We start from the raw sequence: 12,733 nt of genomic DNA, 5'->3' as shown, positions 1-12,733 counted from the left end.
CCACTCCGGCCCCGCTCCAGCACGTCAGGCGCTTCGGGGCCGGCCGGAAGGCTGATCTGAAACGTCCGACGGACATCGAAGGTCGCCACGATCAGGTGTCAGGCCGTGCGGGCGGGTGCCGTCGGCAATCGTTCGGGCGCGATCGGACCGGAACCTGCGGTTGACCCGGCTGAATTCGTACGCGAGGAGAAGCGGATGGCGATCGACAACGACATAGCCGTCGAATTGTTGCGTGGTCGTGGTCACCAGGTCAGGGCCGACTGGATCGACCGCGAGCCGCCGGACCGGGTCGACGGCGTCTGTCACGCGGGCGCGCTCCCGATCGGCCTCGACCCCGCCGACCTGGCCGATCGCGCATCGCGGTGAGGGTGGCCCTGCTGGGACCGGTGGCGTGGCGCACGCCTCCACACCACTACGGACCGTGGGAGCAGGTGACCGGCCTGCTCGCCGATGGTCTGGTCGCCCGGGGTGTGGATGTGACGCTGTTCGCCACGCTGGACTCGGTCACCTCGGCCCGGCTGGACGGGGTGTGTCCGCGGGGGTACGCGGACGATCCGGCCGTGGACGGGCGGGTGGCGGAGGCGATGCACGTCGCGCATGCGCTGGCGCGGTCCGCCGAGTTCGACCTGGTGCACAACCACCTCGACTGGCTGCCGCTGGCCTTTGCCGAGCACTGCCACGCCCCGCTGGTCACCACCATCCACGGTTTCTCGGATCCGGGGATCCTGCCCGCGTACGCGAGGGCCGGGTCGGCCTATGTGTCCATCTCCGACGCCGACCGGGTCGCCGCGCTCGACTATGTCGCCACCGTGTACCACGGGATCGACTTCGACGGGTTGCCGTTCGCGCCCGACGCCGGACCCGGGCTGATCGCGTTCGGCCGGATCCACCCCGACAAAGGCACCCACGTCGCGATCGAGATCGCGCGGCGGGCCGGCCGGCCGCTGGCCATCTGCGGGATAGTCCAGGACGAGCGGTACTTCGCCGAAGAGGTGGCCCCACATATCGACGGCGAGCGCGTCGTCTTCCACGGCCCGGTCGGTCCACGTCGCCGCGGCGAACTCCTCGGCGCCAGTGCGGCGCTGCTGCACCCGATCGCCTTCGACGAGCCGTTCGGCCTGTCGGTGGTGGAGTCGATGGCGTGCGGCACACCGGTGGTGGCGTACCGGCGCGGAGCGATGCCGGAGGTCGTCGACGAGGGTGTGACGGGTTTCCTGGTGCGTACCGTCGAACAGGCCGTCGCGGCCGTCGCCCGGGTCGCGACGATCGACCGGCTCGGCTGCCGGACCCGTGCCCGGCAGCGGTTCGACGCCGAGCGCATGGTGGCCGACTACCTGCGCGTGTACCGCGACGTCGTCCGCTGACCGGATCGGTACCGTCCGCTGACGGGCCGATACTGATAGTGTCGACCCGCCGATGGCTTTTCGAGGGTCCGGCGTAGGTCCGCGATCGGCCAGACCCCGCGTAGAGGCGGTGGCTCCCCGCGGACCCGTCCCGCCCGTCACACACGCTGACCGGGTAGACGCCACTATCGCGTGAGGTCCGTAACCGCTCACGCGGCAGCGGCCGACAACCGAAAGGCGCGGCAGATGGCCCGCAGCTACGGTTTTCTCAGCACCCATCCACCGACCCAGTGCGGACTGGCCACCTTCAACGCGGCCCTGGCCGCTCATCTCGCCGCCGACGGACCGCCGGACGGCGTTGTCCGCATCGTCGACGCTGGCGAGGACCCCGCCGGTCCGGCGGCGCAGACCACCGGGCACGCGGGACCGGTCGGCCCCGAGGTCGTGCATGACTGGTCGACGCGGACAGTCGCCGGTTGGCGGGACGCCGCCGCGGCCCTCGACCGCTACGACATCGCCGTCGTCCAACACGAGTACGGCATCTACCCCGGACCCGACGGCGCGGATGTCCTGCCGCTGCTGCGCCGGCTCACGGTACCGAGCATCGTGGTCCTGCACACCGTGCTCGCACATCCGACCGCCGGGCAGAAGGCGGTACTGGAGCAGCTGGTGGAGGCGGCCAGCGCGGTCGTCACCATGACCGACACCGCCCGCGACCGGTTGCTCGTCGGCTACACCGTCGACCCGGGCAAGGTTACGGTGATCCCGCACGGCGCGGCCGAACTCGCCGCCCCGGCTATCGAACCGCGTGAGCGCCCCCACCTGCTCACCTGGGGACTGCTCGGCCCCGGTAAGGGAATCGAATGGGCGTTACGGGCCCTCACCCGCCTGCGCGACCTCCGCCCGATGCCCAGCTACACCGTCGCGGGCCGGACGCACCCGAAGGTGCTCGAGCAGGACGGTGAGGCGTACCGGGCGGAGCTGCACCGCTTGGGTGCGATCCTGGGCGTCTCCCACGCCGTCGACTACCAGCCGGTCTACCACGATGAGACCGCACTGGGCCGGCTGATCCGCTCCGCCGACGCTGTCGTGCTGCCCTACGACTCTCGCGAACAGGTCACCTCCGGCGTGCTCGTCGCGGCGGTCGCCGCCGGCATCCCCGTCGTCGCGACGCCCTTCCCGCACGCCGTCGAGATGCTCACCGACGGCCCCGGCCTGCTCGTGCCCCACCAGGATCCGGCGGCACTGGCCGCCGCCATCCGGCGGATCCTGACCGAACCCGGTCTGGCCGCCAGGCTCGCCGACCGCACCCGCACCAGGAGTTCGACACTCCGATGGCCTGCGGTGGCGGCCCGGTACCACGCTCTCGCCGAGCGGCTCCTCACCGACAGAGTCCACACCGGTGGCTCACCTGCCGTAACCACCGCACCGGCATGACCGCACCCGCGTCCCGCGTGCCCGTGCCCGCGCCCAGTTTCGCGCACCTGGCCCGGCTGACTGACGACACCGGCCTGTTCGAACATGCCCGTAATGCCACCGTGCGCCGCGAGCACGGCTACTGCACCGACGACGTCGCCCGTGGATTGGTCGTCACCAGCCGCGAGCCCGATTCGCCCGACAGGGTGCTGCAACTCGCCGAGTGCTACCTGACCTTCCTCACCCACGCCCAGGACGACAGCGGTGCCTTCCACAACCGGCTCGGTCACGATCGACGCTGGACCGACGAGCCCGGTCTCGGCGACTGGTGGGGGCGGGCGGTGTGGGGGTTGGGCACCGCCGCCGCGCGCAGCCGAGCCCCGTGGATCCGCGACGAGGCCCTCGTCGCCTTCACGCTCAGTGCCGGTCGGCGATCGCCCGCGCCGCACGCGATGGCCTTCGCCGGCCTCGGTGCCGCCGAGGTGCTGCACGGACAGCCGGACAACCGGGTCGCGGCCGACCTGCTGGTCGACGCCGCCGTCGCCGTCGGCGTTCCGGGCACCGACCCGGACTGGCCGTGGCCGCAGCAGCGGTTGACCTACGCCAGCGCCGCGCTCGCGGAGGTGGTCATCGCCGCCGCCGACCTGCGCGGCGACACCAGGCTGCTCGCCGCCGGGCTGCGGATGCTGACCTGGCTGCGCGACATCCAGTACGCCGGTGGTGTGCTGTCGGTCATCCCCGTCGCCGGCTGGCAGCGCCATGCCCCACGAGCCCGGCACGACCAGCAGCCGATCGAGGTCGCCGCGCTCGCAGACGCATGCGTCACCGCCGCCGCCGTCACGGGCAACTCCGTCTGGGGAACCGGGGTGGGCCAGGCCGTCGCCTGGTTCCTCGGCGCCAACGACGGCGGCACGGCCATGTGGGACCCGGCGACCGGCGGCGGTTACGACGGCCTCACCCCGGATGGCCCCAACCTCAACCAGGGCGCGGAGTCGACCCTCGCGCTCATCTCCACCCTCCAGCACGGCCGGCGGTGGTCATGACCGAGGCATCCGTCGACCCACCGAACCCACCATCGACCCGGTCGGCAGCTCCCGGCCCGGACCGCCGGCGCGAGTCGACATGACCGGGCCGGACCTGGCCACCAGGCTGGACCTCACCCTCAACCCCGACCCGGCACGGGTCGTCGTCAAACTATTCGTCCCCGGCGAGGACGCGGCCCTGGTACGCACTCGCGCCTCCGCGATCATCGAGCGCATCGCCCGCCTCGACGACGACGAAGCCGCCCGCCTGCTCCAGCAGACCCTGCAACGCTTCGGCGGCCGGCACCACGATCTGGAAGGCACCTTCCGGCACCACCACGACCTGGTCCACCACCGGATTCCCCGGACCAGCGAACTGTCACCCACGGCCCGCCTGCTCGTCGGCGCATACTTCAGCCACGAGTACGCCGTGGAAGCCGCCGCCCTGTGCAACCCGTCCATGGTGCCGCATCCGGATCAGACCGGCCTGGGCCCCGACCAGTTACGTGTCGCGGTCAGCCTGCGGCAGATCGGCGAGGGACACCTGTCGTCGATCGGTTTCGCTGCCGCCATACTCGGACCCGGGCACCGGCTCACCGTCACCGACCGGTCGGGCCCGCTGGTCACCGGCCGCCGCGTCAGCGCCCGTCACCGCAGGGACCTGCTCGCCGCCGGACTAGCAGAGGAAGGCTGGGACAACGAAGTCTCCGCCACCGTGCTGGGACGCCTGCCCGAACGGTTCGACGACCACACCTTCGAACAGGTGCTGACCAGCCTTCCCACCGACCTGCTCACCCGCACCACGAGCCAGCGCACCCTCGAGCAACTGCGCCGTACCGCCTCGGCCAGCTACGCCGTGACCTTCCCCACCGACGTCCCGCTCCAGCGACGGATCCTCTGGCCTGCCGCGCCCGCCGAGAGCAACGGCATGGAGGACGCCCGCTTCGTCAGAATCACCGGCGACGACGGCGAATCGGCCTACCACGCCACCTACACCGCCTACGACGGCCGACGCGTCGCCGCCCGCATGCTCAGCAGCGACGATCTTCGCCACTTCCAGGTGACCCCGATGCGCGGGCCGGCGTCCCGCAACAAGGGCATCGCACTGTTCCCCCGCCCGATCGGCGGCCACCACCTCGCGCTGTGCCGCTCCGACGGCGAAACCATCGGCCTGACCCGCCTCGACCGAGCCAACCGGTGGCAGCCTCCGGTGCCGTTGCACGCTCCGCACCGCGGCTGGGAACTCATCCAGGTCGGCAACTGCGGATCACCCATCGAGACCGAAGCCGGCTGGCTGGTACTCACCCACGGAGTCGGCCCGATGCGCCGCTACGCCATCGGCGCCCTCCTGCTCGACCTGCACCGGCCCGACCGCGTCCTCGCCGAACTACCCGGCGTACTCCTCGCCCCCGACGACACCGAACGCGACGGATACGTGCCCAACGTCGTCTACTCGTGTGGCGGTCTGCTGCACGCCGGCACCCTGTGGCTGCCGTACGGGGCCAACGATGCCCGGGTCCGGTTCGGCGTCGTCTCCCTCACCGCCCTGATGGAGGCGATGGACGACGTACCCGCGCGGTAGATCGGCGCGGGACAGAGGTTCCGGCATCGCCTCGGTGGCCGGCCCGCTCGAACCCGATACTCGGGTCCAGCACCCCGCGTCGGTGACACCTGCCTTCCGATGCCGGCGAGGCAACCGGCCTGGATCATCGCTGCCGGGGCTGGCCCAAGACACGAAACCTCCTACCTGTCGTAGGTGGGTCTCCCACGGTGACATCGTGCCTACGCTGGGATCGAAGGAGGCGTCCTGGCAGCTTATGATGTCGTCTGAGGGTGTGCGGGCGGTTGACGACCGACGTCGATGCGTGTCGACGCTACTCCGACCGTCAACCGGACCAGGTATCCCGTGACGACCGACCGGGCGATCGGGTTGGCGCGCCGAGTCGAGGGGCCGCAACGAGCGACCCTGTTGGAACTGTTCCTCGATCTGGTGTTCGTCGCCGCGCTCGCCCTGACCTCGCAGAAGCTCGCCACCGACATGACCTGGGCCGGCGTCCTCCAGACCCTGCTACTACTGCTGGCGATCTGGTGGGTCTGGTCGATCACCGCCCTGTCCACCGACCTCTACCTGTCCCAGCGGCCACCGATCTTCCTGATGACCATCTCGGTCATGTTCGGCACCATGCTGATGGTCGCCGCGCTGCCCGCGGCCTTCAGCGGTGACGGGTTGGTCTTCGCGGGCGCGTACGTGGCCATCCACCTCGGTCGCAGCCTCTTCCTGACCCCCGCGCTGCGGGGCCGGCAGGCACGTCGGCACGCCGCGCGGTTTCTGTTCTGGTTCTCCGTCTCGGCCGTGCCGTGGCTGTTCGGCGCCATCGTGACAGGCACCGCGCGTGGCGCGCTGTGGACGGTCGCGCTCGCCCTGGACTACGGAGCGGCCTGGCTCCGCTACCCCACGCCCTGGCTCGGTCGGGTCCCCAGGTCGCAGTACAGGATCGCGGCCGAGCACCTGGCCGAGCGGTACCAGCAGTTCTTCACCCTCGCCCTCGGCGACCTCATTCTGGTCACCACCCTCACGTACGCCGGCTCCGGGTTCGCGGTCGACCGGACCGCCGCTTTCGTGGTCGCGTTCGCCACCACCGTGCTGCTGTGGCAGATCTACGTCCAACGCGCCGGAGCACTGCTCCAGGCCGCAATCGAATCTTCCCGTGACCCGGGACGGCTCATGCGGTCGGCCCCCTACACCCACCTGCTCATGGTGGCCGGCGTGGTCGCCTCCGCCGCCGGAGCCGAAACCGTCATCCGGCACCCCACCGGAGACACCACCTTCGGGCTGGTCGGCATCGTTCTCGGCGGTCCCGCGTTGTTCCTGGCCGGCCGGGCCCGATTCGAGTACGAGGTATTCAACCGGATATCCCCGTCCCGACTGATCGCGCTGCTCGTGCTCGCTGTGGCCGTACCCGCGATGATGCACGTACCACCGCTGGGAGTCGCCATCGTCGGTAACCTCGTCCTGGCAGGGATCGCCGCCACAGACCTCCTTCGCGCCCACGGTCGCCCACCCGAAGCGCCATCCCCCGCTCTCTAAGGAATGGCCTGCTGGCGTACGTTGCGGGACTGGAACGACGCCGCCGTGTGGCAACGACAGTACGCAGTGCTCCTGCGCGAACTGCGGGCCGCCGGCCAACCGGACATACTTCGGGGTGATCGACGACGCCCACATCCAGGCGCTCGAAGGCGGCCTGAACCGGACCGAGCCCGGTCGACCGCCGCAAGCCAGGCTCGAACCACCACGTCATCACCGACGCTGGCGGCATGCCCGCTCGCCGCGAGCCTGACCAGCGGCAACCGCCACGACGTCACCCAGCTCCCCTGGTCGAGGCGATCCCACCGGGCAACGGCATCCGCGGCCGGCCTCGACAACGCCCCGACACGCTGCAGGCCGACCGCGGCTACGGCTTCGACACCTACCGGCCGCCCGCTGCGGGTCAGAGCATCGTCCGGGTCACCGCCCGGCGTGGTACCCCGCCCGGCTCCGGCCTCGGCACCCGCCGCTGAGCCGTCGATGGGACCCTCGCTCTACCGCACTGGTTCCGACGGCTACGCATCCGCTGGGAGATCCGCGACGACATCCTCGAAGCGTTCCTCACCCTCCGCCGCCACGACTGTGCGGACACTGATCACGATGATCATCACCGCTGAGCCGGCCGTGGACACGGCGGCGCCACCACCTGCCCCGCCAGACCGGCGACGGCAGCGAGCCGGAGCGTGAAGTGTCTGGTGTCCGCTCCCTTGCCTTCAGGGGTTGAGGTATGCGAGGACGGCGAGGACCCGGCGGTTGTCGTCGTCGGAGGGCGGCATGTTTAGTTTGGTGAGGATGTTGTTGATGTGCTTGCTCACGGCTTTCTCGGTGATCCGGAGTTTGGCCGCGATCGCGGCGTTGGAGCGGCCCTCGGCCATCACGCCGAGCACTTCGCGTTCTCGGGCGGTGAGCACCGCGAGTGGCTGCCGACGGGCGAGCAGTTGCGACACCACTTCGGGGTCCATGGCGGTGCCGCCGTCGGCGACCCGGCGGACGGCGTCGACGAACTCGCCGACGTTCGACACGCGATCCTTGAGCAGGTAGCCGACACCGCCGTGCGGGGTGGTGAGCAGTTCGCGGGCGTAGAGCGGCTCGACGTGTTGGGAGAGCATGAGGATCGGCAGGCCGGGGATCTGGGCGCGGGCCGCGATCGCGGCTTGCAGACCTTCGTCGGTGAATGTCGGGGGGAGACGGACATCGATAACCGCCACTTGTGGATGGTGTGTGATCAGGGCCGGCAGCAGGTCCGGGCCGCTGTCGACCGCTGCGACGACGTCGAAATCGAAGGCCTGTAGGAGCCGGGTCAGTCCGTCACGGAGGAGGGCATGGTCCTCGGCGATGACAACGCGCACGGCACCTCCATGGTGATGACGGTCGGCCCTCCGGGCGGACTCGACAGCGCCATCGTGCCATCGAACGCGGCGAGGCGACGTTCGATGCCGCGCAGACCGGTGCCGGCGACGGGGTCCGCACCTCCTGCGCCGTCGTCCGTGACGACCATCGTCAGCACCCCGTCGGTATGCCGTAACGACACCGATGCGGTGCGCGCGCGACTGTGCCGGATCATGTTGGTCAGCGTTTCGGCGACGGCGAAGTACGCCGCGGACTCCACGGGTGTGTCGGGCCGGCCCGAAAGGGCGGCATCGACTGTAATCGGTACCGGGAGGCTGAGCGCCAACGCGCGGACCGCGCCGTCTAGGCCGCGTTCGGCGAGCACCGGCGGGTGAATGCCGCGGACCAGGTGCCGCAGCTCGACGAGTGCCGTGCCGCTGGACTCACGCGCTTCGGCGAGCAGTTCGTGAGCCGCCGCCGGGTTCCGGTCGATCAATTCGTCGGCCAGACCGATCATCATACCCAGCGAGACGAGGCGTGCCTGGACGCCGTCGTGCAGGTCTCGTTCGATGCGGCGCAGCTCCGCCGCCTGGGCATCCACGGTGTCAGCACGCGTCTCCGTCAGCTGGGTGACGCGCAGCCGGAGTTCGGCGGCCCTGGTCGGTGCAAGGAAGAGTCGGGCGAAGTACGCGTCGACGCGGCCCAGCCACGGCGCGGCCCACAGGCCGCTGGCGAGGATGACGGCGCCTTGCGGCAGGCAGAGCAGCCCGTCGCTGAACGTGTCGATGGTCCAGATGGCGCCGTAGCCGTACCAGCCGGTGCCGAGCCAGATCCACAACGGCGTCAGCGTCAGACCCGCGAGCCCGTACAACGGCACGACCACACGGATCGTCCCGAGCGCGAACCCGACGATCGCGCCGGGCACGAGCCAGGCAAGATCGCGCCAGGTGGCCGGGTCCGTCACGATCCACCGGAAGCGCTGCCAGCCACCGGCCAAGGCCCCCTTCGGGGGCGGGTGGTACGGACGTGTCACAAGGACACCGGTCCGTGAGGCACGTCTGCGCTCGAGATCGGCACGCATCCGGACCAGCGTCATCGTCCAGGGCACCAGCGCCAGACCGAGGAACGGCACCGGCGCCAGGGCCAACACGACCACGGACACGGCGAGCAGCGGCACGTTGGTGAACGCCAGACCGATCCCGGCCATGCCGGACAGCACGGAGCGCACACCGCGCCGGGCCCACCGGCCCAACTCCTCGCCCGTCCCGGCCGCGTTCACAGGTCATAATGTGCCCGCCGACTCACGGCTCAATCGTGGTGCTAGCACCTCCCTGACGGAGGACGTAGCGCTCCTGACGACGCAGGCATCGAGCGGCTTTGATAGAGACATGACGATTACCATGACGCCGTCACGGACAACGACCGGCAGCGACTTCGCCGTCCTGTCCCGGCGGATCAACGGCGAAGGACTGATGCAGCGCCGGCCCGCCTACTACATCGTCCGACTGACCGTCGTCACGCTCATGCTCATCGGCGGTTGGACCGCCTTCTTCACCATCGGCTCATCCTGGTGGCAGTTGGTGACGGCCGCGTTCCTCGCCGTCACGTTCACCCAGGTCGCGCTCGTGGCGCATGATCTGGCGCATCGCCAGGTATTCCGCACCAAACGCCCCAGTGAATTCGCCGGACGGCTGGCCGGAAACCTCGGGGTCGGGATGAGTTACGGCTGGTGGATGGAGAAGCACACCCGTCACCACAACAATCCCAACCATGACGACCTCGACCCGGACGTCGCGCCCGAGGTGCTCATCTGGGCCACGAAGTCGGCCCTCGGCCGGCGCGGGCTGAAAGGCTTCATCACCCGGCATCAGGCCGCCCTGTTCTTCCCGCTCCTCACCCTGCTCGCCGCCGACCTGAAGGTGTCCAGCATCAAGGCGTTGCGCAACGGCACCGTGAAGCGCCCAGGCCTGGAAACCACGCTGCTGATCCTGCACGCCGTCGGCTACCTCGCGGCACTGCTGATCGTTCTCTCGCCGCTGCAGGCCATCACCTTCCTGCTGGTACACCAAGCGCTGTTCGGCGTATACCTCGGCATGACATTCGCACCCAACCACAAGGGCATGCCGCACCCGACCGGTGCCGAGGACTACCTCCGCAAACAGGTACTGACCTCCCGCAACGTCCGCGGCAGCTGGCTGACCGACACGGCACTGGGCGGCCTGAACTACCAAATCGAGCACCACCTCTTCCCCGGCATGCCGACCCCCAGCCTGCGCAAGGCCCAGCCGATCGTGCAGGCGTACTGCGCCGAGATCGGCGTCGCCTACGAACAGACCAGCCTCATCACCTCCTACCGCCAAGCCCTGCAATACCTGCACCAAGTGGCCGCACCGGCCCGCGCCGAACACGCGGCACGCTGAGCCAGCCTCGCCAGAGCACCGACCGTCCATGGCGCACCGGCCAGCACCCAGCTTGATCAGCCTTTTCCGCTGCGACTGGCTCGGCCAGGTCGTCGTACGGCTCGGCACCGTGGAGGACGCATCTGATCTGCGGCGTCGAAGGCCGGCGACTGGGGATTGTCGTGACGGGGTTGGTGGGTACGTCCTTTTGATACGGACGGCTGACGACGCTGCTTCCCATTACGGCGGGCACGGCGTCAGCTACGCCGAGGCCCGACCGTTCGTCTCGTACCGGCAGATCCTGCGCCACCTACACCAGGTCGGAAGCCCAAACACCGGCGCCACACCCCTCACACAGGGCGGCCAACCATGCTTACCGCCACGCAACGGGCCACCATGATCCCGTCGTCACCGCCCTCGCGACCTCGACTGGTACTCGCCCCGTCCGAGCCAGCCGGGCCATCCTGGACGGCGGATGGTGGCCCCGCTCCCGGGACCCGGTGGCCGAACTCCCCGGGCTTCTCCTGGCCCTGTCCAGCCGCTACGGACGGATCCGGAGCGTGATACTCAACAAAGACGCCTGGGACAGCCGCTTCCGCCGACTCGCAGTCGGCACGAACGTGGTCCGGGTGGGCTGGTTCGACTCGCTGGACACCGCCTTGTTAATCACCACCACCGACCGCGAAGACCAACTCGACCTGCTCGTCGTACCACCGGACAGCACAGCTGCGGCCGCGGAGCAGGCGATGACCACCGCAGCCGAACCGACCCCACCACCGGCAACCAGCGAACAGCCCGCGCCATCGGGCTGAGTCGCAGCCGTCGTCACCGCTCCGTGGAGACAGGTGACCGTCGTGATGTGCATAGCCGGCTCGGCAGGGCCGACCGCCGTGATCAACGCACAGGGCCGCAGTAGCCCATGACGGCAGGGCGGGTTAGGCCTCTGCGCCAGCGAGGGCGGGCAGCACGCTGGTCAGCGTCAGGGCCCGCCGGACACGCCCCGGTGGGACTGACGAAGACCAGCCGGTGTCCAGCCTCGGTGGCGGCCCGATGAGTGACAGTCAGGGGTACTGATCACACGGGAGTCGATGAAGGTGAGCTGGGCGACATCGACGTCCACCTCACTCGCGCTGCATCGGCCGCTCCAGGTCTGATCCGTGTCGTCACCGTCCACCTTCGCGGCCGGAAGATGTGGGAACAGGTACGGTGACCGAGGCCGTCCCTCCGCGGGGGTGGCTGTCGACCAACAATCCGCCGCCGAACTGTTCGACCAGCCGTAGCCTTCGGCATCCGGAGACGTTTGAGGCGGGCGGATCCACCTGGGCCACCCCCGGCCGATGGCCGGGCCGGTGTCGCTGACTCGGAACAGTAGCCGGCGGCGGTTGATTTGGCGGAACCCGGTCGGCTCCGGAGGGGAACTTTGCGGGTAGCCTTCAGGTAGCCGCGCGGCACGGACGTGCGCAGCTTGTCGAGCCTGCAACGGCCACTGTATCCGACAGGGGTGTTGCTTCCCGTCCCCCGGGCCCAGCCCTCGCCCGCCCTTCAAGCGATTTCTGTCTTCAGTTGGGCTGGAGGAACACAATGGCTCCCAATTCTTCGCCTCTGAACCCCCTCGCGCAGCTACCCATCGACACAAGTTGCCCGTCGCCAGCGACGGCCCGACTCGGCGTGGCCGGAGAGATCGACCTGGCAACCGCCCCGGTACTCCGCGACAACCTGCTCACCCTGTTGCGTGATCAGAGTCCCGCGGTTCTCATCGTGGACCTCGCCGGAGTTACCTTCCTGGACTGCGCCGGCATCAGCGCGCTCATCGGCGTGCGCAACGCCGCTGGCGAGACTGGATGCCAGGTTCGGATCATTTACCCGCAACCCTGCGTCCGCCGCGTCTTGGAGGTAACCGGGCTGCTCGGGATCTTCACCGCACCCACCGAGCAGCCGCAGCGCCTTCCCGCAAGATCGGAATATCCGCCCCGGACGAGGCCCGCCCCTGCGGCCGCGGCGGAGCCACCCGGCGTGGTGGCTGCCGCCTGACGGACGCTTCCACGGGCCGGATCACTGAGCGCTCTTCAACTGAGTAGATCGGGTTCTCCCCGTGGTGTAGGACGAGGATGACCTGCACGATCGTGGTTACGCGGGCCA

12 protein-coding genes are annotated in these 12,733 nt (G+C 69.7%); 10 read left to right on the top strand and 2 right to left on the bottom strand.

All coding sequences use genetic code 11. From position 1 onward, the window contains the following. Window positions 1-195 precede the first annotated feature (195 nt). The 7 genes from CLT71_RS37525 to CLT71_RS36605 all read left to right on the top strand — a co-directional run bounded on the left by CLT71_RS37525 (window position 196) and on the right by CLT71_RS36605 (window position 7,339). On the top strand, window positions 196-366 hold the full coding sequence (locus tag CLT71_RS37525) for a hypothetical protein (protein ID WP_199187690.1): 171 nt from the start codon (window positions 196-198) through the stop codon (window positions 364-366). Beyond that, window positions 363-1,364: a glycosyltransferase family 4 protein gene (locus tag CLT71_RS23375; protein ID WP_101368987.1), complete on the top strand. Its 1,002-nt coding sequence runs from the start codon at window positions 363-365 to the stop codon at window positions 1,362-1,364. The genes CLT71_RS37525 and CLT71_RS23375 overlap by 4 nt, the downstream gene beginning before the upstream one ends. Before the next feature lie 225 nt (window positions 1,365-1,589). After that, window positions 1,590-2,780 (top strand): glycosyltransferase, encoded by a 1,191-nt coding sequence (locus tag CLT71_RS23370; RefSeq protein WP_101368986.1) that lies wholly within the window; start codon window positions 1,590-1,592, stop codon window positions 2,778-2,780. Continuing rightward, window positions 2,777-3,802 carry a glycosyltransferase gene (locus tag CLT71_RS23365; protein ID WP_101368985.1) on the top strand — a complete coding sequence of 342 codons (1,026 nt, stop codon included), beginning with the start codon at window positions 2,777-2,779 and terminating at the stop codon, window positions 3,800-3,802. The genes CLT71_RS23370 and CLT71_RS23365 overlap by 4 nt, the downstream gene beginning before the upstream one ends. Before the next feature lie 79 nt (window positions 3,803-3,881). Beyond that, the gene (locus tag CLT71_RS23360) at window positions 3,882-5,363 is read left to right on the top strand and encodes a glycoside hydrolase family 130 protein (RefSeq protein WP_101368984.1); all 1,482 of its coding nucleotides are present in this window, start codon (window positions 3,882-3,884) and stop codon (window positions 5,361-5,363) included. A gap of 324 nt (window positions 5,364-5,687) precedes the next feature. Then, complete coding sequence (locus CLT71_RS23355) at window positions 5,688-6,869, top strand: low temperature requirement protein A (RefSeq protein ID WP_486483406.1); 1,182 nt, start codon at window positions 5,688-5,690, stop codon at window positions 6,867-6,869. 227 nt (window positions 6,870-7,096) lie between these two features. Next, window positions 7,097-7,339 carry a hypothetical protein gene (locus tag CLT71_RS36605; protein WP_143743570.1) on the top strand — a complete coding sequence of 81 codons (243 nt, stop codon included), beginning with the start codon at window positions 7,097-7,099 and terminating at the stop codon, window positions 7,337-7,339. 240 nt (window positions 7,340-7,579) lie between these two features. On the opposite strand, the gene CLT71_RS23350 is transcribed toward CLT71_RS36605, so the two are convergent. Together CLT71_RS23350 and CLT71_RS23345 are read right to left on the bottom strand one after the other, a co-directional pair. Continuing rightward, window positions 7,580-8,215 carry a response regulator transcription factor gene (locus tag CLT71_RS23350; RefSeq protein ID WP_101371717.1) on the bottom strand — a complete coding sequence of 212 codons (636 nt, stop codon included), beginning with the start codon at window positions 8,213-8,215 and terminating at the stop codon, window positions 7,580-7,582. Next, window positions 8,167-9,474, bottom strand: a complete 1,308-nt coding sequence (locus tag CLT71_RS23345) for a sensor histidine kinase (RefSeq protein WP_486483405.1) — start codon at window positions 9,472-9,474, stop codon at window positions 8,167-8,169. The genes CLT71_RS23350 and CLT71_RS23345 overlap by 49 nt, the downstream gene beginning before the upstream one ends. A 109-nt stretch (window positions 9,475-9,583) precedes the next feature. Between CLT71_RS23345 and CLT71_RS23340 the strand changes: the two genes are divergently transcribed. The 3 genes from CLT71_RS23340 (at window position 9,584) to CLT71_RS23325 (ending at window position 12,625) form a co-directional block, all read left to right on the top strand. Beyond that, window positions 9,584-10,615 (top strand): acyl-CoA desaturase, encoded by a 1,032-nt coding sequence (locus CLT71_RS23340; RefSeq protein ID WP_101368982.1) that lies wholly within the window; start codon window positions 9,584-9,586, stop codon window positions 10,613-10,615. Between the two features lie 200 nt (window positions 10,616-10,815). After that, complete coding sequence (locus tag CLT71_RS38170; protein ID WP_486483719.1) at window positions 10,816-11,406, top strand: DUF5994 family protein; 591 nt, start codon at window positions 10,816-10,818, stop codon at window positions 11,404-11,406. Window positions 11,407-12,262: 856 nt separating this feature from the next. Beyond that, the gene (locus tag CLT71_RS23325; RefSeq protein ID WP_158242285.1) at window positions 12,263-12,625 is read left to right on the top strand and encodes an STAS domain-containing protein; all 363 of its coding nucleotides are present in this window, start codon (window positions 12,263-12,265) and stop codon (window positions 12,623-12,625) included. Window positions 12,626-12,733 lie beyond the last annotated feature (108 nt).

This window comes from Plantactinospora sp. CNZ320 (genome assembly GCF_002846275.1).
The sequence above is the reverse complement of the archived record's forward strand: the minus strand, read 5'-3'. Positions and strand labels throughout refer to the sequence as shown.